The organism is Acinetobacter sp. IK23, assembly GCF_035615275.1.
Classification (GTDB): Bacteria; Pseudomonadota; Gammaproteobacteria; order Pseudomonadales; family Moraxellaceae; genus Acinetobacter; species Acinetobacter seifertii.
Window position 1 is genome coordinate 1 of sequence record NZ_JANBNX010000006.1, and the last position, 23094, is coordinate 23094.

General features: G+C 38.4%; 24 protein-coding genes and 1 pseudogene. 10 read left to right on the forward strand and 15 right to left on the reverse strand.

Going from position 1 to position 23094, the window contains the following annotated elements; translation table 11 throughout:
- Positions 1-101 precede the first annotated feature (101 nt).
- Positions 102-445 (reverse strand): annotated as a pseudogene (locus MSG95_RS06255) (ESPR-type extended signal peptide-containing protein); the annotation flags it as partial.
- 789 nt (positions 446-1234) lie between these two features.
- On the opposite strand from MSG95_RS06255, the gene lon reads away from it, so the two are divergent.
- The 4 genes from lon (at position 1235) to MSG95_RS06275 (ending at position 6612) form a co-directional block, all read left to right on the forward strand.
- Positions 1235-3664: an endopeptidase La gene (gene lon / locus MSG95_RS06260; RefSeq protein ID WP_004703041.1), complete on the forward strand. Its 2430-nt coding sequence runs from the start codon at positions 1235-1237 to the stop codon at positions 3662-3664.
- A gap of 300 nt (positions 3665-3964) precedes the next feature.
- Entirely contained in the window at positions 3965-4444 is a 480-nt protein-coding gene (gene rlmH, locus MSG95_RS06265) for a 23S rRNA (pseudouridine(1915)-N(3))-methyltransferase RlmH (protein ID WP_004703042.1), read from the forward strand.
- 112 nt (positions 4445-4556) lie between these two features.
- Entirely contained in the window at positions 4557-5333 is a 777-nt protein-coding gene (locus MSG95_RS06270) for a dioxygenase (protein ID WP_151819287.1), read from the forward strand.
- A gap of 169 nt (positions 5334-5502) precedes the next feature.
- Positions 5503-6612 (forward strand): META and DUF4377 domain-containing protein, encoded by a 1110-nt coding sequence (locus MSG95_RS06275; RefSeq protein WP_324624710.1) that lies wholly within the window; start codon positions 5503-5505, stop codon positions 6610-6612.
- Positions 6613-6666: 54 nt separating this feature from the next.
- On the opposite strand, the gene gdhA is transcribed toward MSG95_RS06275, so the two are convergent.
- Positions 6667-8070: an NADP-specific glutamate dehydrogenase gene (gene gdhA, locus MSG95_RS06280; RefSeq protein WP_077164776.1), complete on the reverse strand. Its 1404-nt coding sequence runs from the start codon at positions 8068-8070 to the stop codon at positions 6667-6669.
- A 271-nt stretch (positions 8071-8341) separates the two neighbouring features.
- Here gdhA and MSG95_RS06285 point away from each other — a divergent pair, with 271 nt between their 5' ends.
- Positions 8342-9133 carry an RnfABCDGE type electron transport complex subunit B gene (locus MSG95_RS06285; RefSeq protein ID WP_077164777.1) on the forward strand — a complete coding sequence of 264 codons (792 nt, stop codon included), beginning with the start codon at positions 8342-8344 and terminating at the stop codon, positions 9131-9133.
- The gene (nth, locus tag MSG95_RS06290; protein ID WP_324624711.1) at positions 9134-9820 is read left to right on the forward strand and encodes an endonuclease III; all 687 of its coding nucleotides are present in this window, start codon (positions 9134-9136) and stop codon (positions 9818-9820) included.
- Here the strand turns inward: nth and MSG95_RS06295 are convergent.
- The 4 genes from MSG95_RS06295 to MSG95_RS06310 all read right to left on the reverse strand — a co-directional run bounded on the left by MSG95_RS06295 (position 9817) and on the right by MSG95_RS06310 (position 12699).
- Positions 9817-9996 carry a hypothetical protein gene (locus MSG95_RS06295; protein WP_077164804.1) on the reverse strand — a complete coding sequence of 60 codons (180 nt, stop codon included), beginning with the start codon at positions 9994-9996 and terminating at the stop codon, positions 9817-9819. The genes nth and MSG95_RS06295 overlap by 4 nt on opposite strands.
- Before the next feature lie 71 nt (positions 9997-10067).
- The gene (gene adk / locus MSG95_RS06300) at positions 10068-10721 is read right to left on the reverse strand and encodes an adenylate kinase (RefSeq protein WP_002117671.1); all 654 of its coding nucleotides are present in this window, start codon (positions 10719-10721) and stop codon (positions 10068-10070) included.
- Between the two features lie 84 nt (positions 10722-10805).
- On the reverse strand, positions 10806-12119 hold the full coding sequence (locus tag MSG95_RS06305) for a hypothetical protein (RefSeq protein ID WP_077164778.1): 1314 nt from the start codon (positions 12117-12119) through the stop codon (positions 10806-10808).
- 61 nt (positions 12120-12180) lie between these two features.
- Complete coding sequence (locus MSG95_RS06310) at positions 12181-12699, reverse strand: hypothetical protein (protein ID WP_077164779.1); 519 nt, start codon at positions 12697-12699, stop codon at positions 12181-12183.
- A 236-nt stretch (positions 12700-12935) separates the two neighbouring features.
- On the opposite strand from MSG95_RS06310, the gene mrdA reads away from it, so the two are divergent.
- Together mrdA and rsmD are read left to right on the forward strand one after the other, a co-directional pair.
- Positions 12936-14951, forward strand: coding sequence for a penicillin-binding protein 2 (gene mrdA, locus MSG95_RS06315; RefSeq protein WP_077164780.1), 2016 nt, complete (start codon positions 12936-12938; stop codon positions 14949-14951).
- Positions 14951-15496: a 16S rRNA (guanine(966)-N(2))-methyltransferase RsmD gene (gene rsmD, locus MSG95_RS06320; RefSeq protein ID WP_039253403.1), complete on the forward strand. Its 546-nt coding sequence runs from the start codon at positions 14951-14953 to the stop codon at positions 15494-15496. Before mrdA ends, rsmD begins: the two co-directional genes overlap by 1 nt.
- A 73-nt stretch (positions 15497-15569) precedes the next feature.
- On the opposite strand, the gene MSG95_RS06325 is transcribed toward rsmD, so the two are convergent.
- The 9 genes from MSG95_RS06325 to MSG95_RS06365 all read right to left on the reverse strand — a co-directional run bounded on the left by MSG95_RS06325 (position 15570) and on the right by MSG95_RS06365 (position 21842).
- Positions 15570-16025, reverse strand: coding sequence for a hypothetical protein (locus MSG95_RS06325; protein WP_077164781.1), 456 nt, complete (start codon positions 16023-16025; stop codon positions 15570-15572).
- 57 nt (positions 16026-16082) lie between these two features.
- A complete protein-coding gene (locus MSG95_RS06330) occupies positions 16083-16652 on the reverse strand; it encodes a HupE/UreJ family protein (RefSeq protein ID WP_039253401.1) in 570 nt (189 codons plus the stop codon).
- 9 nt (positions 16653-16661) lie between these two features.
- The gene (ureG, locus tag MSG95_RS06335; protein WP_039248672.1) at positions 16662-17276 is read right to left on the reverse strand and encodes an urease accessory protein UreG; all 615 of its coding nucleotides are present in this window, start codon (positions 17274-17276) and stop codon (positions 16662-16664) included.
- A gap of 24 nt (positions 17277-17300) precedes the next feature.
- Positions 17301-17966, reverse strand: coding sequence for an urease accessory protein UreF (locus tag MSG95_RS06340; protein WP_077163548.1), 666 nt, complete (start codon positions 17964-17966; stop codon positions 17301-17303).
- The gene (ureE, locus tag MSG95_RS06345) at positions 17953-18435 is read right to left on the reverse strand and encodes an urease accessory protein UreE (RefSeq protein WP_039253396.1); all 483 of its coding nucleotides are present in this window, start codon (positions 18433-18435) and stop codon (positions 17953-17955) included. Before ureE ends, MSG95_RS06340 begins: the two co-directional genes overlap by 14 nt.
- A 70-nt stretch (positions 18436-18505) precedes the next feature.
- Positions 18506-20206: an urease subunit alpha gene (gene ureC / locus MSG95_RS06350; RefSeq protein WP_077164782.1), complete on the reverse strand. Its 1701-nt coding sequence runs from the start codon at positions 20204-20206 to the stop codon at positions 18506-18508.
- 37 nt (positions 20207-20243) lie between these two features.
- On the reverse strand, positions 20244-20552 hold the full coding sequence (locus tag MSG95_RS06355; RefSeq protein WP_324644988.1) for an urease subunit beta: 309 nt from the start codon (positions 20550-20552) through the stop codon (positions 20244-20246).
- 11 nt (positions 20553-20563) lie between these two features.
- Positions 20564-20866: an urease subunit gamma gene (ureA, locus tag MSG95_RS06360; protein ID WP_002054385.1), complete on the reverse strand. Its 303-nt coding sequence runs from the start codon at positions 20864-20866 to the stop codon at positions 20564-20566.
- A 100-nt stretch (positions 20867-20966) separates the two neighbouring features.
- On the reverse strand, positions 20967-21842 hold the full coding sequence (locus tag MSG95_RS06365; protein ID WP_139344716.1) for an urease accessory protein UreD: 876 nt from the start codon (positions 21840-21842) through the stop codon (positions 20967-20969).
- A gap of 196 nt (positions 21843-22038) precedes the next feature.
- Between MSG95_RS06365 and MSG95_RS06370 the strand changes: the two genes are divergently transcribed.
- Both MSG95_RS06370 and MSG95_RS06375 read left to right on the forward strand, forming a co-directional pair.
- A complete protein-coding gene (locus tag MSG95_RS06370; protein WP_004703079.1) occupies positions 22039-22362 on the forward strand; it encodes a hypothetical protein in 324 nt (107 codons plus the stop codon).
- 200 nt (positions 22363-22562) lie between these two features.
- Entirely contained in the window at positions 22563-23042 is a 480-nt protein-coding gene (locus tag MSG95_RS06375; RefSeq protein WP_077164784.1) for a copper resistance protein NlpE, read from the forward strand.
- Positions 23043-23094: the final 52 nt, after the last annotated feature.

Consider the following 23094-nt stretch of genomic DNA (forward strand, 5'->3'; position numbering starts at 1 on the left):
GACCCATTGCTTTGTAAAGTCCAGCCTTTATCTAATGCCGTGATCGCATCGCCCACGTTATTGACGTTGTTGCCATTCACGGTATAGGTTGGCGAGCTGACTGCACCTGTCGTGCTGTCATAGCTTGATCCACCACCCAGATTGTTGGCTGTGCTGTTGCCCGAGTTTGGGCTCCACAACCAATAGCGACATCTTTTTCATTGGCAGTACTTGCATTCCCTTCACGACAAGAAGTTGTACCTGAAATAGATGTTCCTTGGCCTACTCCACCCTCGGTATTTGTCCCTGCAAAAGCATTTGGCGTAAAACTAATTAAACTAGTTAAAATAATCGCTGATGCATTTAAAGTTTTTGATTTAGTCTTCGTTTTACCTTTTGCAATTTCAGATGTTGCAACCCATGCTCCAATCGAAGCATTCCAAATGACCTTATAAACTTTATTCATAAAAATTCTCAGACAAATACCAAACTCAAAGACCAATAAAAATGTACAAATACATTTTTAAAATTTTCGGCCCAAAAAAAGAGGCGGCATCCTAATTGAATAAATTTAAAGGGTAAATATAAAAACAAAATAATAATAAGAAAAATTGTGATTTTAATCACAAATTACATTTTTATAATTAATTTCAAATTACTGAATTTAATAAATAAAAAATTAATTAACGATAGAATGTTTTGTTTTTGTTAAAAATAAGTAAACTTATCTTAAAATAGAATAATAACTCTAAATATATGATTAATTTTTATAAAGTTAATGAAAATAAATACATTTTAAAATACATCTGTATATTATAAAAATAGAATATTAACTCTAAAATAAATATCATTATTAATATAATTATTTAGCAAAAATCATTTAATTTAAAATAAACCTGCATATTATAAATAATATTATATTTATTCTACTCATAATAATTTATAAAATAAATAAATTTTTAAATATACTTAATAAAAACACTTATTATAAAATAAAACTAAACAAAACATTTGTTTTGAAAACTGATTTCCTTACTTGTACGGCAAAGACTAATTATTAAGTAAAAATGCTTAGCTTCACTACAAAATTTTATTCTTCTTAAGAATTAATCTATTGATTCATAACATTTTTAAAAAAAAGTTGACTAAATTAGTCATTTTTTCAACATTTTCTATTGTCATGCCCTTGTAATTTTTGAAATACACATCACTATAAAAAACATGGCAACCTCGTTGTCACTCATTAGGAGTGCCCATGTCTGAACTTATTATGAATGAAAAAACTGACTTAGAGCCTCAGGTTCCAAGTGTATTACCACTATTAGCCTTACGTGATGTTGTGGTTTATCCACACATGCAAATTGCGCTATTCGTGGGTCGTGAAAAATCGATCAATGCAGTTGATGTGGCTCGTAACAGTGACAATTTAGTATTTGTAGTTGCGCAAAAAGATTCGCTTACAGAAGAAATTGATCACGACAATTTATACCAGTACGGTACAGTCGCTAAGATTGTACAAGTAGTTAATCATGAAAATGATGAAAACTGCATTAAAGTACTTATTGAAGGCTTACATCGTTCTAAGCTCACAAAAATTATCGATGAAGATAGTTATTTGACTGCTGAACATGATCTAAGTCCAATGACTATTAATGTAGATAAGGCAACTCAAGAAACTCGTTTACAAGAGTTACGTAACTTATTTGCTCAATATGCAGAAGCAAAATTACGTAATGCACGTGAACTCGTTGCTGCTGCCAATAAAATCGAAGACTTATTGCAACTTATGTTCTTCGTAGCAACTCGTGTACCTCTAAATATTGAAATTAAACAGAAGTTTTTAGAGCACGATGAATTTGAAGCGCATTTGCAAGAGTTAATGAACTACTTGATGAATCAATCTGCTGAACAGCAAATTGAGCAAACTTTACATGACAGCGTAAAACGCCAAATGGAAAAGAACCAACGTGAATACTTTTTAAATGAAAAAATGAAAGTCATTCAACGTGAACTTTCCGATATGAATGGCGGTGCTGAAGATGACGTTGCTGAAATAGAGAAACGTCTTGCTGAAGCTGATTTACCTGAACACGTACGCAAAAAAGCTGAAGCTGAGTTCCGTAAACTTAAAGCAATGCAGCCAGCATCTAGTGAAGCTGCCGTTGTACGTAACTATCTAGAAGTGATTTTAGATACACCGTGGAACAAAGCGAGCAAAGTCAGTATTAACTTAGCAAAAGCACAAGAGATTCTTGATGCTGACCACTATGGTCTTGATGATGTTAAAGACCGTATTGTTGAATACTTAGCTGTTCAATCACGTGTGAAAAAACTCAAAGGCCCTATTCTCTGTTTAGTAGGTCCTCCAGGGGTTGGTAAAACTTCACTCGGTGAATCAGTAGCTAAAGCAACAGGTCGTGAATTTGTTCGCATGGCGCTTGGTGGCGTACGTGATGAAGCAGAAATTCGTGGACACCGTCGTACTTATATAGGTGCGATGCCAGGTAAAATTGTGCAGTCTTTAACGAAAGTTGGCGTGAAGAACCCATTGTTCTTACTCGACGAAATTGACAAGATGGCACAAGACTACCGTGGTGACCCAGCTTCTGCATTGCTTGAAGTACTTGATCCATCACAAAACAGTAAGTTCAACGATCACTATTTAGATCTTGATCTTGACCTTTCTGAAGTCATGTTCATCTGTACTGCAAACAGTATGAATATTCCAGAAGCGTTACTGGACCGTATGGAAGTCATTCGTCTACCGGGTTATACCGAAGATGAAAAAGTAAACATTGCTGAACGTTACCTTGTTCCTAAAGCAATTAAGAACAACGGTTTACGTGCAAAAGAGTTAACAATTCATGAAGAAGCGATTCGTGACATTGTTCAACGCTATACACGTGAAGCTGGTGTTCGTAGTTTAGAACGTGAAGTCTCTAAAATTGCGCGTAAAGTGGTAAAAGAAGCGGTAAGTAAAAAGTCTAAAAACTTACAGCTTGACATTACCTCTGCCAATCTTCCTGAATATCTAGGTCCGCACAAATTTGACTTTGGTATTGCTGAAGATGAAGCACAAGTAGGCCGTGTAAATGGCTTGGCATGGACTTCTGTCGGTGGCGAGTTACTTACTATTGAAGTTGCAGCTGTTAAAGGTAAAGGTAAATTTATTACAACTGGTTCACTCGGTGACGTAATGAAAGAATCGATTACCGCAGCAATGACTGTAGTACGTACACGTGCTGATGAACTTGGTATTGAAGCGTCTCGTTTTGAAGAAACTGATGTACACGTTCACTTACCTGAAGGTGCAACTCCAAAAGATGGTCCATCTGCTGGTTTGGCATTAACAACTGCACTTGTATCAGCATTTACTGGTATTGCGATTCGTCCAGACATCGCAATGACAGGTGAAACAAGTCTTGGTGGTCGTGCGATGCGTATCGGTGGCTTGAAAGAGAAACTTCTTGCTGCACATCGTGGTGGAATTAAGCTTGTCTTTATTCCTCAAGATAACGTTCGTGATTTGGCAGAGATTCCTGACAATGTTAAAGAAGGATTAGAAATCAAACCTGTGAAAAGCATTGATGAAATCTTACCTTTAGCATTAACTGCAATGCCAAAGCCTTTACCCAAAACACCGATTGTAAAACCGGTAGAAGGTTCAAAAGCAGCGCGTCACTAATTGAAAAATAAAAAAAAGAGAGCTTCGGCTCTCTTTTTTTGTTACATAATTTGATTGAAAAATATCCAACCATCCTCATAATAAGAAGTAAGAGTGATTAATTTTATTATTTACTCTTATCTATCTTATGTTACAGATAGCCTTGTTTTTATTCTCTATGGTCATCTGAACTCCAGACAGATGATCATTTGATCGCAGTCCAACACCATTTTTTGGACTGCGTTTTTTATGCCCAGTTGCACCCCGCGGTTATCATCTCCTCAGGTATAATGTGTCAGCCGTTTTGACTGAATAGACCACATGAAAATTCGTATTCTGACCATTGGTCAAAAAATGCCTGCTTGGGTACTTACTGGTTTTGAAGATTATTTCAAACGCATCCAGCCTTTTGTCCAGACTCAAGTGATTGAACTTCCAATGGCAAAACGCGGTAAAAATGACTCGGAAGCGGATATTTTAAAATACTGTCAAATTGAAGGTGAAAGTATTTTAAATGCATTAAAACCAAACGAGACACTGATTGCTTTAGAGGTGGGTGGCCGTGAACTCAGCACAGAAAAGCTAGCTGACACCATGAAACAATGGATGCTTGAAGGAAATGATGTGGTACTGGCTATTGGCGGTCCAGATGGCTTATCAGATCAGGTACGTAAAGCTGCTGCTTGGCATTGGTCACTCTCAAAACTAACTATGCCTCACCCTTTGGTGCGTGTTTTATTAATTGAGCAGTTATACCGAGCAATGAGTATTAATCACAACCATCCGTATCACCGCGCATAAATGGAACAACCGTTTCATTTTAAGAACAATCCGTTGAAATCTAGATACTTTTAACATGTCTTGATTTTGGCATAATGAATACTATTCTGCTTTTCAACTCAGGTGTAATGAAATGGAACTACAAACCCTTCCCGGACTGTTTATTTCACATGGTTCACCCATGCTTGCACTTGATCCAGAACAAGTGGGTCCTGCTTTACACCGTCTTAGTATAAATCTACCAACTCCAAAAGCAATCATCGTGATGTCTGCTCATTGGGAAAGTAAAGCACTTGAAGTAAGTAGTTCAACACGACCAGAAACATGGCATGACTTCCGTGGTTTCCCGCCCGAGTTATACGAGATTCGCTATAGTGCACCTGGTCAACCCGAACTTGCCGAAGAAATATTGAAGTTATTGGCAGATGCTCATTTTGTTGCACATGCCAATAGTACTCGTCCTCGCGACCACGGTGTATGGATGCCTCTTTTACACATGTATCCAGATGCAGACATTCCCGTTGTTGAAATTTCTTTACCGATGACCTTAAGCGCTCAAGAAATTTATCGAATTGGACAAACGCTTGCGCCTTTACGTGAAAAGCAAATCTTATTGATTGGTTCTGGAAGTATTACCCATAATCTTGCTGAGTTGTCTTGGCAAGGTGACAATTCAAATGTTCCTGAATGGGCTTCAACTTTTAGAAATACTGTCGTTAATAAGCTTTCACATCAAGATTACGATGGCGTGTTGGAATGGCAATCACTGCCTTATATAAAACGTAATCATCCAACTCTTGAACATTTTGCACCGTTATTTTTCGCTATGGGAACTGGTCATCGTTTTACGATTGTTCATAGCAGCTTCACAATGGGTTCATTAGGTATGGATATATATCGTTTTGATTAATTTTTAGGAAATACCCCGTTTTCGCGGGGTATAGCATTATTTTTATTAAAAATTCGGATAATTTACAAACTTATACATTTTGAAAACCGAAACAATCATATGTTTACATTTTCTTTTTTTAAGAATGTTTTAAGCTTAGTGCTGTTGTTTTTTTACTTGAAGTTTTTAAATGAAAATTAAATATTTAATTCTTGCGTTATTACCTTTTTCTTTGATGGCGTGTCAAACAGTTTCACATACTCAAGCTCCAATTGTATCTGAGCAACAACAAAATCTTGCAGCAACTCTAAGTGAATATACTTGGACTTACCAAAATGTAAAAGCATCTAAGCCACTTGTTCTTAACTTTAATGCAGACGGCAAATTAGCAATTAACACAGGTTGTAATGGTCAAGGTGGTACTTGGAAAGTTGAAGGTAACCAGCTTGTAACCTCTCCTCTTGCATCAACAATGATGGCTTGCCAAGACGATTTAATGAAACAAGAACAATTGTCTAATAGCATCTTTAGTGAAGCAAAATTGCCAATTGAAATTAGTAACAGCAATGGTCAGGTAATCTTAAGCGTGACAGATAAAGCAGGTCAAAAGCATATTTTCCAAGGCGTAAAAGCAACTAATACTCAAGCTTTAACTGATTATTCTTGGTCATACCAACCTGAAAATACTAAAAAGCCGATTGTTCTTAACTTCACAAACGACCGTTTATCTATCGCAACAGGTTGTAACCGCCAAGGCACTACTTGGAAAGTTGAAAACAATACCATCGTAACTGCTGATGTAATGTCGACTATGATGGCGTGTGAACCTGCATTAATGAAACAGGAACAATTCTCTAGCAGCCTGTTCCAAAAACGTGCGATTCCATTTGAACTTAATACATCAAATGCCGATCAACCAACATTGACAATCGTTGATGCTCAAGGTCAGAAATATACGTTCACAGGTAAAATGACACCTGAAGCAAAATACCAGTCTGAAGGTAAAACTGTTTTTCTTGAAGTAGCGCCAGAAACTAAATCTTGTACGGGTGTTGCGCCACAAACTTGTATGCAAGTTCGTGAAATTAAATATGATGACAAAGGCGTTAAAACTTATGCCGACAAAAACTGGTCATTATATTATGGTCAAATCGAAGGTTTTGAACACAATCCAAACCAACGCGTAATTTTACGTGTAAAACGCTTTGAAGTGAAAAACCCAGCAGCAGATCAATCTAGCCAAGCAGATGTGTTAGATATGGTTGTAGAGCAAGAAATGGTTAAAAAGCCTAAAAAATAATTTTTAGACTAAAAAAATCCGATGCTTTTGCATCGGATTTTTTATTTCTATATTTTAATAAATACCTTGTGCAAGCATCGCATCAGCAACTTTTACAAAGCCTGCAATATTGGCACCATCTACATAGTTCACACGACCGTCTTCTTTAGTACCGTATCTAACACAATTGGCATGAATGTCTTTCATGATTGCATGTAAGCGTTCATCAACCTCAGCATGTGTCCAGCCCAAACGAATTGCATTTTGAGACATTTCTAAACCAGAAGTGGCCACCCCACCCGCATTAGATGCCTTACCCGGAGCATATAAAATCTTAGCTTCAATAAAATGTTCAACAGCTTCAAGTGTAGATGGCATGTTAGCGCCTTCAGCTACACAAATGACACCATTAGCGATGAGCGTTTTAGCATCTTCATCGGTTAATTCATTTTGTGTTGCACATGGTAAAGCAATATCTACAGGAATATGCCAAGGTGTTTTACCTTCAAAATATTCAAAGCCATGCTTAGAAGCAAACTCCGAAATACGTCCACGTTTAACGTTTTTCAACTCCATGACTTCAGCCAACAACTCATCTGTAAAACCATTTTTTAGATAAACAGTACCATTAGAGTCCGATAAGCTGACCACTTTTGCGCCCAAGAACATTGCCTTTTCCGCAGCATATTGAGCAACGTTACCAGAACCAGAGACCGAAACAGTTTTACCAGCAAAAGATAGCCCACGTGTTTTTAGCATTTCTTCTGCAAAATAAACCGTACCATAGCCTGTAGCCTCCGGACGCATTAAGCTGCCGCCAAATGAAATTCCTTTACCAGTAAATACACATGCAGTGTCATTGCTGAGTTTTTTCATCATGCCAGCCATGTAGCCTACTTCACGCGCACCCACACCAATATCTCCAGCAGGGATATCGGTATTTGGACCTAAATGACGGTAAAGCTCAATCATGAGTGCCTGACAAAATCGCATAATTTCAGCATCAGATTTACCTTTAGGGTTAAAATCTGAACCACCTTTCCCACCACCCATTGGTAAAGTGGTCAGTGAGTTTTTAAAAGTTTGCTCAAAACCTAAAAATTTCAAAATAGATAGGTTGACCGACGGATGGAAACGCATACCACCCTTAAATGGACCAATTGCTGAATTATATTGAACACGAAAAGCACGGTTCACTTGAGTCTGGCCTTGATCATCCATCCATGAAACACGAAATTGAATTACACGCTCTGGTTCAACCAAACGTTCTAACAATCCATGCTCTGCATATTCCGGATTTTTTTCAATAAATGGCCACAAGCTTGTCATGACTTCTTCGACAGCTTGTAAAAACTCAGGTTGATGCGGATCACGCACTTGCACGTAATTCAGGAATTCATTCAGGTTGTTATATTTCAATGCACGGTCCTCAGCATAGTAATGAATTAAATTGGTGCAATACATTTTAAAATGCATCATTTAGCAGCAAAATATTAAATCCCTTTCCATCAATTTTAACAATAGTTATTTTAAATTATTTTATTTTTATTAATTATCATAAAGTTAATTTTAGAGAAACTATCTAAAAATCAATAATAGTCATTTATCATTTCAATTTTTTTGATCTATTATTGTGCAATATTAGCTACATTTTAGGTCAATCAAAAAGCCTATAAATTCGTTAAAATCCATTGACCTTACTTAGGTTTTTCTTCATTATCGCATCGTTTTAAACAAGCTATTTTCCTCTATGAATCCATCTATTTCTCTCATACGCGAGATCGATGCGTTATTGCCACAAACACAATGTGGTTTATGTGGACACCGTGATGGTTGTCTACCTTACGCAAAGTCCATTGCTGAAGGTGAAGATGCAAATAAATGTGTTCCTGGTGGACAGCCAGTGGCCGATGCGCTCGCAAAACTATTAAATCGCTCGTCATTGCCTGCTGAAACAAGTGTCTGGCCCGTACAAGCAGATGGACGCCCACAACGTATGAAAGCGATTATTCGTGAAGACGAATGTATCGGATGTACAAAATGCATTAATGCCTGCCCTGTAGATGCCATTATTGGTAGTGGTAAGCTCATGCATACCATTTTGACTGATCTATGCACAGGTTGTGAGTTATGTATTCCACCCTGCCCAGTTGACTGTATTGATCTGGTCGAAGACACTCAAGCTTTACCAAATGAACAGCAAAGAATTGCAGAACAAAATGATTTAAGACAACGTTACTACGCGCATATTCAACGCGAAGAGAAACGTCGTATACATCGCAAAGGGCCTGTCGTACGCGCTGAAATTGACACACAATTTTTTGCACAGTTCTCACAAGCACTTGATGATCTGCCTTCAATTCAAATCATTGAGAAGCAGAAAGAAGTAATTGTAAATGACGCAAAAACGACTATTGAATTAGCTAAAATTCGCACACAAATTAAAAAATTGGAAAAGCAGCTCAGTGTTCGAGAAGATGCAAAAAAGCGTCTTCAACTTGATGAACTACAACAGCAACTCACTCAATTACAGGAGGTCTGAATGGCTGTCAAAAATATGACGAAAAAGCAGATTCAAATTTTCTTTGAACGCCTTCGTGAACAAAGACCTTCTCCAGAAACCGAATTAAAATATTCATCTCCATTCGAATTATTAATTGCCGTCATGTTATCGGCACAAGCGACCGATGTTAGCGTAAACAAAGCAACAGATAAGCTTTATCCTGTCGCCAATACTGCTGAAAAAATCTATAACTTAGGTGTAGATGGTTTAAAAGAATATATAAAGACCATCGGCCTTTATAACGCCAAAGCTGAAAATGTCATTAAAACCTGTAAGATTTTAATGGCGCAATTTAACGGTGAGGTTCCAAGCAATAGAAAAGATTTGGAAGCTTTACCGGGTGTTGGACGTAAAACAGCAAATGTGGTTTTAAATACTGCTTTCGGACAACCAACTATGGCTGTCGACACGCACATTTTTCGTGTGGGAAACCGTACCGGCTTAGCAGTAGGCAAAAATGTACTTGAGGTTGAACACCGTTTAGTTAAGGTGATTCCGAAAGAATTTATTATAGATGCACATCACTGGTTGATATTACATGGCCGTTACTGCTGTATTGCCCGTAAACCGAAATGCTCAGAGTGTGTAGTTGCCGATGTATGTAACTGGCCAGACCGCTTTGAATTTGGTGCTATAAAAGCAATTCCAACAAAGAACCTCAGTTAATCCTGAGGTTTTTTAATCTGCTGCAATTTGGGATGTAGTTGACGTTCTCGTCCGTTCTTTTTATTTTCCAAAGCCTGTTGTTTCTGCACATGACGTAGCATTTTTTGACTTTGATATAGTAAAAATAACAATAGTGCCAGACTCAGCAATACCACTACAATCAAAATGATTTTCATATCGTTCTCCCGCACTTGATGAAAGAAAAGAGCCCTCACAAAGAGGGCTCTTTATCACAAATAATATTAAATTATTTGTCTAAGATGTTGAACAAATCTTTTTGTACATCTTCAATTGTACGTAAGCCATCAAGCTTGTCATAAGTTGGCGCATTTTCACCAGAAGCAGCACGGCCTTGGTAGAAACCAACTAATTGCTCTGTTTCAGTATGATAAGACGCTAGACGCTTACGGATTGTTTCTTCTTGGTCATCTGGACGTTGAACAAGATCTTCACCAGTTTCGTCATCTTTACCTTCCACTTTAGGTGGATTGTATACAGTGTGGTAAACACGACCAGAAGCTGGGTGCTGACGGCGGCCAGAAAGACGTTTTACGATTTCTTCGTCAGGCACATCAATTTCGATCACGTGATCAATGCTGATGCCTTCTTTTTCCAATGCTTCTGCTTGAGGAATAGTACGTGGGAAACCATCGAAAATGCAGCCATTCGCACAGTCAGGTTGAGCAATACGTTCTTTTACTAAACCGATAATAAGTTCATCTGAAACTAAACCGCCAGATTCCATTACGCTTTTAGCTTTTAGACCAAGTTCAGTACCTTCACGAATCGCAGCACGGAGCATATCACCGGTTGAAATTTGTGGGACATTGTAGCGCTTACAGATCAACTGAGCCTGAGTACCTTTGCCTGCCCCAGGTGGTCCGAGTAAGATAATGCGCATAAAAAACATCCTCATTTAAAACAATGAATGAAGTCTGGCAGAAAAAGTCTCATTAATCTTCAATAGATCCTGCCCGACGTCGAATTATAAGAAAGCTACAAACAAATGTATTGTACCAGCAATAAATCCGGTTACCCCACCTAATACAATAAGAATCCACTCGTCCTCTTGAAATGCAGGACGTAATAAATTCTGAAACTCTTTTGGTGTTAGTTCACGAATACGCTCTTTAAACATTTGAAAAATCTTCTGTGCCCGGCTTGCATTTAGTGCAGGGTCACATACGGGTCCCATCGTAATTTCAATTGAACGATCAATCAAGTCCGTCTTTAATCTTGCGTACTCTCTTGGCCCTAAAGAAAGCTGTAAAGATGTACGAACAAGTGGTGTTTCCATAATTTCGTTAATATGACGTTTCACAATACGGCGCGTCTTATCTTTACGCGGCCCATACATCATTTCAGTCATAATCGATTTTAACGTGATCAGATCTTCTGTAACTACACTTGAGAACACATCAGAGACTTCTTCTTGACGCTTCATGAAAGCACCTTGGAAATTATACGTCCCAATTCGAAGAACTGGCACAATCCAAGGGAACTTACGGTCTTTTGTTAATCTAAAAATCTGTGGGTAACGAATATAATTTGGTTCAATTGGATTAAATACCATCCAGATTGCAATCCAGTTGGTTAAAAAACCCCAAATTGAAGCCCAAAACGGAACAGTCCAGTGCCAAGGTACAACGAACCAGACAACCATTTGAAAAATACCAAAGAACATCCCGATTAAAGCACTAATATGCCAAATAAAGTTGATCTCTTTTTGGCCTACTTTTAAAAACATACGTACCATTAAACGGCGATCACCTTCCATCTGGCTCACGACCATTTCACGCATATTCACCAGTGACTCGACGTTCATAGTCAGCTCAGTCACTAATTCTCTTAATACACCGGGTAATTGTTTATGTGCCTGTGCATAAATACGGCGTTTAATTGAATAAGGTAAATTTTCCCAAAGTACGGCATTACGATCGATCATCACCTCATCAATCAAATGCTCAAGTTCAAATCCGACTTGCTCACCAATAATACGTGCCATGTCTTCAGGGTCCATGGCCTCTAAAAACTCACGTAAAGAACCTAATTTAGATAAAGTATTATCGGTGATAATTCCTGAAATACGTCCAGCTTTGCGCGGCACAATTCCTTGCCAACCGACTGGTAAAGGGCCTAAATGAAAACCCCAAAATTTAATTGGGTAAAATACCATTTTTAACGCCATCCACACATGTGCCCATGTGACAAAGGCAGTAACTGGGATGATACTTAAAACGGCCCAAAAATCAGGTCTGTGTAAAAAGGTCTGCCACAATTCGCTGACGTACTCTAACATGTAAGACTCTCGTATTTATTTGTGCTCTGCTTATGGCGAGTTAACGATAAAATGCTTTGTTTTATAAACCAAAACTTAGAGAATAAGAAAATTGAATTTGTGGTTTGGTCTTCGCAGCAACTGCTCCGTTCTGGTCAGTTAGTTTTTCAGCTGCACCAATACCGACACTAAAAGTACTAATTCTTTCTGAATTCAACAATACATATGCCAAATCGACACCAGCACCTAAACGAGATTTATACTCTCCATCCACTGGCTTGCTATCAAGGTGTCCAGCATAAAAGCCAATATAGTAGCCATTTTTATCTGTTCCAGTCAGATAGTAAGGATAGCGAAATCCAACCTGTCCACCAGTAGTTTTATCACCATTTAAAAATGCACCAACCTTGGCATAGGCAATACCATAAGGATTTACCCACTCACCATTAAGATGTAACAATTTTTGAGTAAAACCTGCACCTACATTCCAAGTAGACGCTTTGTGATCTGCTAATTTTGCTTCTGGAAGAAATGAATAATCTTGAGCATTTGCCCAACTGCTTACTGTCAAAACTGCAAGTAAGGGATAAATTTTTCTCATTATTTTCTCCATTTTCCCTAATCGTATAGTGAGAACAACCCTATTCTATTGAATGAAAGACTTTAACAGAATTATTTTGCTTCTTATATACAAGACTCTACAATTTTGTTGTCTACAAAGTCAAAAAAGCCAATTTTCCTCTTCACTGAAACTTTGAAAATTATGCGATATTTTAACTGCGCTTGCGTTAGAATAAGCAGCTATTTTTCTCACCCTATGTCATTAAGTCGATCCGTATGAAACAGCACTTTCCTTTAAAAGATATCCAGCAAGAAAAGCGCATTTATCGAGGTCGTATATTTTTTGCCGTAGGTCTTGTGATTATCTGTCTATTGGTACTAGCCAGCCGATACGCTTATCTGCAAATTTTTCATTACGATGAGTTCTCGACTGCATCGGATAAAAACCGCATTCGTTTACAACCACTCCCACCTGCTCGTGGTTATATTTATGATCGCAATGGGGTTTTACTAGCCGACAACTATCCGGTTTTTACAGCAACATTAAGTAAAGCAGATGTTGAAAATCCTGATGCCGTTATTGAACAACTACAACCCATTTTAGAACTTACTCAAGAAGATATAGACCGCTTTAAAAGTCGTATTAAAACGGCAAGAAAAACTGAACGCGTTGCAATTAAGCTAAACTTGACCGAGACAAATATTGCCAAGTTTAGTGAAGTTAAATACAAATTCCCTGGGGTCAGAATTGAAACCCAAATGACGCGCTATTATCCACATGGTGAATTGTTTGCTCATGTGATCGGATATGTTGGCCGCATTAACGATAAAGAATTAAAAAGTATTGATAAAGACTTATATGCTGGAACAAACCTGATTGGTAAAATTGGCGTAGAGAAAAGCTATGAAGATTTACTTCATGGGACGCCAGGTTATGAATCTGTAGAAGCCGATGCTCATAGTAATGTATTGCGTCATTTAGGACGTAAAGATCCAACTCGTGGTAATGACCTCTATTTATCATTAGATTATGGTTTACAAGTCGTAGCATCACAGCAACTTGCTGGTCGTCGTGGTGCAATTGTTGCGATAGACCCACGTACTGGTGAAATTCTTGCGTTAGTTTCAAGCCCAAGCTTTAACCCAAACCTATTTGTGACGGGTATTAATCATAAAGATTATAGCTCTCTACGTGACAACATCGACCAACCTCTTTATAACCGTGCTGTTCAAGGGGCATACCCTCCTGGTTCGACTATTAAACCAATGGAAGCAATGGGCGGTTTACATTATGGTATTGTCGACTGGTCTACTGCTATTTCTGACCCAGGTTATTTCCATTTACCTGGTGACTCTCACAAATTCCGTGACTGGAAAAAAACTGGTCATGGCATCGTGAACATGCACAAAGCCATTATCATGTCTTGCGATACCTATTTTTATATTTTGGCAAATCAAATGGGCATCGACCAGATGAACCAATGGATGCGCCAATTTGGCTTTGGTCAAAAAACAGGTGTCGACTTACCAAGTGAAAGTGAAGGTTTATACCCAAGTCCAGAATGGAAAATGCGTACACGCAAAACCAAATGGATGAAAGGTGAAACAATTTCCGTCAGTATTGGTCAAGGTGCATTTACTGCAACCCCATTACAACTCGCAATGGCAACTGCAATCACGGCAAATCATGGTTCTCACGTTACTCCTCATGTTTTACGGTCATCGCATGGTGCAAAACCTTTTTCAGTCCGTAATGCACCTGATGGAAAAATTAATTTTAACGGTACAGACGAAGACTGGGTAAAAATGCGAGAAGCCATGATTGATGTAATTCAATCAGGTACTGGACGTGGTATCCGTACATCGCTATATCAAATTGCCGGAAAAACAGGTACAGCACAGGTTAAAAGTATTGCACAGGGTAAACGTTATAACGAAGCTGCGCTTAGTGAACGCCAACTTGACCATGGTTTATTCGTTGGGTTTGCACCTGCTGACAAACCTGAAATTGCTATTGCGGTCATTTGGGAAAATGGTCGTCATGGTGGTTCAGCAGCTCAACTTGCTAAACCGATATTTGATTACTGGTTATTAACCCGCAATAAAAATCCGATTCGTCCAGCCAACCATCAAGTTAATGGTGGCCTTATGACAGCAGGAATTAAACCGGGTGAGCTTCCAAGTGGCGGCGAAACTGCTAGCTCTACGCCAGCACCTGCTACAACTACCGCAGCAGCATCTGCTCCACAAGCTACTCCTGCTCGCCCTGCTACAAATGAGATCGATGAATAATGAAAAATCAATTACGCATTATTGGGGGCGAATGGAAAAGACGAGTTTTACCATTCGCAAGTATTGAAGGTTTAAGACCCACCCCAGATCGTGTTCGTGAAACGTTATTTAATTGGCTCATGTGGGACATTCAAAATGCTCAGGTTCTCGACATCTGTACAGGTTCTGGTGCATTAGGCTTTGAAGCACTTTCGCGCGGTGCCGCATCTGTTTATATGATTGAACCTGATAAGACCCAAGCACGATTTTTAAAAGAGAATATCCAGCTTTTAAAAGCGCAGAATTGTCATTTATTCAACGCAACTGCTCAGCAAGCATTACCGCGCTTAAAAGAACAATTTGATGTCGTTTTTTTAGATCCGCCTTATAGTCTCAATCTATGGCAAGAGCTTGCTCAATTGGCAGATTCACATATCAAAAATAATGGATACATTTATGTTGAAGCTGACCGAGATTTATCCCAGCTTCATCTTCCTGCATCATGGCAACAAGTGAAAACCACTAAAGCAGGTACTGTCCACGCAGGCCTTTATCAGAAAATTTAAACATGTAGGATTTTATAAAGAATTAATTTACCTGATCTATTTATTTGAATTAGATTATTTTATTTTTTTTATTTCAGAATAAATAGATCGTAAAAAATCGTATGAGTTGACCTCGATCATAAGGAAAACTCGAAATATATTCATAACCAATTTTCAGTCTTGGATTAACACTATAATTAACTCCATATCCAACTGAAATAGATAAATCTTGAATATTAATATGATTCGTTAAACCATTGCTGTTTTTGTTCTGAAGTTGCCCAGTATCATAGGCCGTGTAATTATAAATTACCCAACGCTCATTTGAATAAAACTCGTTTTTGAGCACATTATAGTTATTAACTTCATCATCATGCTCAATGGCTAATCGCCTTTGTTCCAAGTTTAAATCTGATTGATCTAATAACTGCTCTGTATCTAGTAAAGTAGAATCACTTTCTGATTGAAAAAAATCATAGGCTTGAACATATCCACTGTAAAAGATAATCAGCGCTGTAAAAACAGGATAAATATTTTTATGCACACACATTTTATTTTGCAAATCCCAAAAGGTAGCTTAAAGCTACCTTTTTTTGCAAGGGTTTAATTAACTTAAACCAATAACTGCAACAATTGCTGCGCAAGTACCCATAATTTTTTTGCCATAAGGTACATATCGCGTAAACAATGCACCTAATGCTAAGCCACAGCAATAGATAAGTGCCATACCAGTAACCATACCAGCTACTAATGCAACAATATGTCCCGCATGTGCGAGTTCAACACCATGCGCTATACCATGAAAGCTTGCGAGTAATGCAGCAGCAATAGGCAAAATCCGATTTGATTTTGTCCATAATGCAATCGCTGTAACAATCAAAGAAGCGATAATGCCGTATTCAGCGATACTAGCTGGCACCAAACCTTCAGCACCTATTAAAAAGCCTACAATCAAAGTAATGCTTAGTGTAATGACACCAGCAATTTTCCACTGTTTAGCTGCTGACCATAACAAGATACCAAAACCCAAAGCCATGACTAAATGATCAAGCCCAGTAAAAGGGTGAATAAAACCTGCCATAAACCCTGAATGTGCATGATCATGTCCCGGATGTGCCATGGCTAATGCCGGTAACATGCTAAGGAGCCCAATGCCCCATTTCTTAATGAAGTTCATAGTTACTCCTTAAGCCTTAAACAGCCCTTGTTTCTCAATAAATTGAATAATTTGTTCAAGACCATCTTGTGTTTTCATGTTTGAAAATAAAAATGGCTTTTCACCGCGCATGCGTTTCGCATCTTGGTCCATGACATCAAGGTTTGCACCGACCATTGGTGCAAGGTCAGTTTTATTAATAATCAGTAAATCTGACTTGGTAATACCTGGCCCGCCTTTACGAGGGATTTTTTCTCCACCAGCGACATCAATAACATACAAAGTTAAATCAGAGAGTTCTGGGCTAAATGTCGCGGCTAAATTATCACCACCACTTTCAATAATAATAAGCTCTAAGCCATCAAATTTTTCGCATAGATCATCAATCGCAGCCAAGTTAATTGAGGCATCTTCACGAATTGCTGTGTGTGGGCAACCACCTGTTTCCACACCCACAATACGATCTGGCGACATCGCTTCATTACGGGTTAAAAAGTTTGAGTCTTCTTTGGTATAAATATCGTTTGTCACTACAGCCATATTGTATTTATCACGCAAGGCACGGCATAAGTTAAGCGTAAGTGCTGTTTTACCCGAACCTACTGGTCCACCAATTCCAACTCTTAACGGACTACGTTCTGTCATGATTTTTATCCTTTTTTCCTAAACTTAAGATCTGAATAACCGTGAATATTGTGTTTCGTGTTTCATGCTCAGCATGGCATAACGAGGTAAAGCACTGCTTAATTGTTCATCATTAAGTTTCAAAGCTTTCTGTACTGCCTCTGGTACTAAACCATGCAAGTGCCATAAAATTCTTTGCCCAGCCATTTGTCCCAATGGAACCGTTTTTACTGCTGCCAAAACCTGATTTTCTAAAACAGTAAAAGTATAAGCGGTAAGCACATCCTCTTCTTTAAGCTCTAAACGCCCACAAAGCTGCGCATAGACAGGCACAAAACCAAACTGCTTTTTAACCTCAACCGTTTTTTTTAAAACATCTTTAATCCATGCATTTAAAGAAAATGCCAACTGCTGCGATTCAGCCAAAAGCTCTTTACTTTCTCGACTCGCCTTATATAAATTTGCCCAAATCAGGAATTCATCTGGTTCATCATAATGTTGCATAAGACGTTTGAGTACTGGTAGCTCAAACCTCACTAATAGCATTTCAAGAACTTCTTCAAAGTAAGCAATTGCTGAGCTTTCATCGTGTATTAAGCCAATATCGATGGCTGTTTCCACGCCTTGTGAATAACAATACGCTCCAACTGGCAGTGCCGTTGAAGACAGTGTCAGCAATTGCAGTAATTGCGCAGCATTATGAATGGACATGGTGTAAAGCTTTAATTGGGCTTAAGCGATGGTCATGACTATGCTGAGCATAGGCACCGCTTTCAGGTTCAAAAGGATGATCCGTTTCTGTCACTGTGAGCCCCAATCCTTCTACCATTTCTGCAAGCACATGATCAGGCTCAAAATACAAAGCTGTAGGTGTGAGCATTAATGGTACATGTCTATTACCTAAGTGATAGGCAGCTTTAAGTAAATCAAAATCGGTTTTAGCACTAACTTGCATTAAACGTTCAGGTTTCGCGTCAATACGTAATACATCACCCTCTTTGGTTGCAATATACGAACCACTACGCAAAATTCCAGTACGCGGCAAATCAGCTCCAATATCTACGCCACTTGCCAAGGCCGCTCGAAAACGTGATTTTTGACGGGTATCAAAAGTTAGTTCAACCGTTTCAAATGCCTGATCAGGAGAAATATCTTCAAGACGTTGGGTATAGATTTTCATTTAATTTATCTCTCCTTTATTCAGTTCATATATATAAATTCATAAAACAAAATCATCTCAATAAAACTTATCAAAACAAGAAATAACGCTGAGCCATTGGTAATACGTCAGCAGGTTCACAAGTTAATAGTTCACCATCTGCTCTTACTTCATAAGTTTCTGGATGCACATGCATAACTGGACAATATGTATTATGTTTCATATCTGCTTTAGTAATTTCACGCGTATTTTTACAGGGGCTAATTAGCTTTTTAAGTTCTAACTTTTCAGCAACTTTTTCATCAATGGCTGCTTGAGATAAAAAGGTAATACAAGTGTTATGCACACCACGCGGATATGCGCCAAACATTGGACGATAATGAACTGGTTGAGGTGTCGGAATGGAGGCATTAATGTCACCCATCGGCGCCGCCGCGATCATGCCGCCTTTAATAATCATGGAAGGTTTTACACCAAAAAAGGCTGGCTTCCATAACACCAGATCAGCAAGTTTTCCCACCTCAATCGAACCGATTTCATGACTTAAACCATGGGTAATGGCTGGGTTAATTGTATATTTAGCAATGTAACGTTTAACGCGATTGTTATCATGAAACTCGTTGTCACCCTCTAGAGGGCCACGTTGAATTTTCATTTTGTGTGCAGTTTGCCAAGTTCGTAAAATCACCTCACCCACGCGCCCCATCGCCTGAGAGTCAGAAGACATCATGGCAATTGCACCTAGGTCTTGCAGAATATCTTCGGCAGCAATGGTTTCACGGCGAATACGACTTTCTGCAAAAGCAATATCTTCAGCAATTGCAGGGTCTAAATGGTGACATACCATGAGCATATCTAAATGCTCATCAATAGTATTAATGGTATAAGGTCGCGTTGGATTCGTTGAAGATGGCAACACGTTACTTTGTCCAATTGCTTTTAAAATGTCTGGAGCATGTCCACCACCCGCACCTTCTGTATGGTACGTATGAATGGTACGGTCTTTAAATGCGGCCAGTGTTTCTTCTAAAAAGCCACCCTCATTTAGTGTATCCGTATGAATAGCGACCTGAACATCAAACTCATCAGCCACACTCAAACAGTTATCAATCGCTGCTGGTGTTGAACCCCAGTCTTCATGTAGTTTTAGCCCAATTACTCCAGCCTTAATTTGCTCACGAATGGGGTCTGGCAAACTCAGGTTACCTTTACCTAACAGACCAATATTCATAGGCAAATCATCAATCGCCTGCAACATGGTCGCAATATGCCAAGGCCCTGGAGTTACTGTCGTTGCCGAGGTTCCAGCTGCTGGTCCTGTACCGCCGCCCACCATTGTTGTTGTACCAGACATAAGCGCGGTTTCAACTTGCTGAGGACAAATCCAGTGAATGTGGGTATCAATACCACCTGCTGTTAAAATTTGCCCCTCACCCGCAATCACTTCTGTTGCTGCACCTAGAGGAATGGTAATGTCAGGTTGAATATCGGGGTTGCCAGCTTTTCCAATTTTCCAGATTCGGCCATTTTTTAAGCCAACATCAGCTTTTACAATTCCCCACCAATCTACAATTAAAGCATTGGTAATGACAGTGTCGGCAACTTCATCAGCTAAAAGTTGAGATTGCCCCATTCCATCACGAATAACTTTGCCACCGCCAAACTTAACTTCTTCACCATAAGTCGTTAAATCTTGCTCAACTTCAATAAAGAGCTCTGTATCAGCTAAACGAATACGATCTCCGACCGTTGGACCAAACATCTCAGCATATGCACGACGTGACATTTTCATAATTTTTTACTCATATCTTTCATTATGGTTGTTATGTTTAATCCAACTTACCCATGACTCGGCCTGCAAAACCATATACTTCTCGCTTACCAGCTAAAGCGACAAGTTCCACTTCTCTGCTTTGCCCCGGTTCAAAACGTATTGCGGTACCCGCTGCAATATTTAAGCGAAAACCCTTTGCAGCTTCACGGTCGAACTGTAGTGCATCATTGGCTTCATAAAAATGAAAATGCGAAGCTACCTGAATAGGTCGATCACCAACATTAGCCACCATAACTTTTAAAGTTTTACGCCCAACATTTAGCTCAATGTCAGTCTCTGGAGTAATGATTTCGCCGGGGATCATAACTGCTCCTTTTATACGATTGGTTGATGAACAGTGACTAACTTCGAACCATCCGGAAAAGTTGCTTCGACCTGAACCTCAGCAATCATTTCCGCTACACCATCCATAACATCTTCACGCTTTAACAAAGTCGTTCCAAAGTGCATGAGTTCACTCACTGTCATTCCATCTCGTGCACCTTCGAGTAAGGCTGCTGAAATAAAGGCAACTGCTTCTGGATAATTCAGCTTTAAACCTCGTGCTTTACGACGCTCAGCCACCAAGCCTGCGGTAAAAATGAGTAACTTATCTTTCTCTGTTGGATTGAGTTCCATATCTCTTTCCTAATGGCATCTAGTTTTCTTTAAGCAAAATGCGTGCTCAAAAGCAGCATACTTGTTCTAATCGTTTTTAAAATACGCAATTTAACGTAAGTTAGGTTTTCCAAATTCTTGGAAATTCTTCATCTAAATCAAACCAATAACGTCTTAATCTTGCGCGTATAGCCGCAAATGCATCATGACAATGCCGTACATCATTCCCTAAAAAACGTGCACAGAGCACATCTTCCAATAAAGTCAAAGTAACCGGGGCATCCATACGCATGATTAACTCACGGACAAGTTCAACATGTTGTTCTAAATAAAATGGAGAGCGAAATTTTTCAGGCGGTACAGCCCATAAACTTGCCATTACAGCCTGATTATTCATTCCTAAACATGAGCTTAACCAGCGATCTCCTCCCCCAAAATATAATGTATCGGCAACCAATAATTTATTCTCACGCCATAACTTAAATTGGTTGTGATAACTACCCTGAACAAAATTTTCAGCTCGAGCTTGCCGTCCCAATACCAGCATATCCCAACCAATGAAACTTGCTGTTTGTTCAAGGTGAATGTGTATTTCCGAATGCGCTACAGCACCATCAAACAACATCGTTTCTTGAGGCATCCACTCTAGAATAGAGTCTTTTTTTACAGTCAAATAAATATGTTGAAAAGCCTGTTTACCATTTGTTCTATACCATTTTCCAGCCCCAGGCGTGGTAATAACGGCATGCGCCTGTTCAGCTGTTTCAATTTGAAAAGTAAGATGGTCGCCTCCTGCAATGCCGGCTGGTGGATGAACAATAATAGCGTGGCAAACTCCAGTTTTTTCAGGCCAGAGCATTTTTTGCACCCGAACAGGGCCATAATGTTTTCTATGATTCATTATGGTGCGACTTTCTTTAAAACAAAAACCTAGTTCTAATTGCGCATACCAAAATGGTGCTAAAGAAGTATGAGAAAATTGTTGAATCCGATTCATTTTGGCTCATTTTTATTAATGGCTTTATTTAATAAGCAAAATATGCACCATATACAAAAAGAGGTCATTACAAACTTGGAAACAATTTTTTTATTTTAATGAGTTAAAAAATCATCAATGTCTAACATAAAACCACAGTAAAGCATGGAATTATTTATACAATAGCGCCCATCCTCGCTATTATAAATTTTTTTCCATGAAAATCTTTTTCGTGTTAGTACCTTTTGTATTTTTAACTGGGTGTATTTTTGGCCAATCTAGTGAGGTCAAACGCGCAGAAAAACTTCTAAATAATTTCCAATGTAAAAACGTAGAAACCAGGGAGATTTCAAATAGCTCCATTAATTCTTATTACCAACAAACTTTAGCAGTAAGTAAAGAAAAAGCGACCTCTTATGTAGAAAGCTATAAAGATGGTGAGGAATTATTTGCAATGCCTTTAGACGAAGTAGTAAAAAAACAATATGAACTCTATAAATCAGCGTGTGATTCTCTAGGTGGAGTTTCTGCTCATCCATAATTTTTTAGATGTATCCATTAACTCAGTTAGTGGATACTTTTTTACTCGTTATAAATTTCAATAAAAATCGTTTAAATGAACAAAAAAATATACACTTTACCTTTTGTTAAATTTTGACTACATACAAACGCTTTTATTTTTTATGATCTTTTTCTAGGCTTTAAAGACTTTTTATTTTTATTTTTGAGGTTTTCTTCATCATGAAAAAATCATTATTAGCAATTGCCCTTATGAGTACTCTTCTTGTCGCATGTAACAAACATGAAAATAAAACAGAGACAACTTCTGATGCTTCAAGCCCTGTACAAACTAGTGAAGCAAGTAGTGCTGTTGCTGTAGATACTGAGCACACAGCAGAAAATTCTTTAGATTGGAATGGTAAATATACAGGTACCCTTCCATGTGCAGACTGTGAAGGCATCAAAACAGAACTAAAATTAAAAGATGATAAAACTTATGAATTGACTGAAACTTACTTAGGTAAAGGTGATACAAAACCATTTGAAACACATGGTAAGTTTGCTTTCGATAAAGACAACACGTCTATCATTACCTTAGATAATAAAGCTGAAAATCGTAAATTCTTTATTGGCGAAAATACTGCAACTGCTTTAGATATGGAAGGTAAAAAAATTGAAGGTTCTTTGGCAGAGCACTATGTGTTGAAAAAAGAAGATTAATAAATTTTCAATATAAAAAACCCGCTCATTTGAGCGGGTTTTTTATGGAATC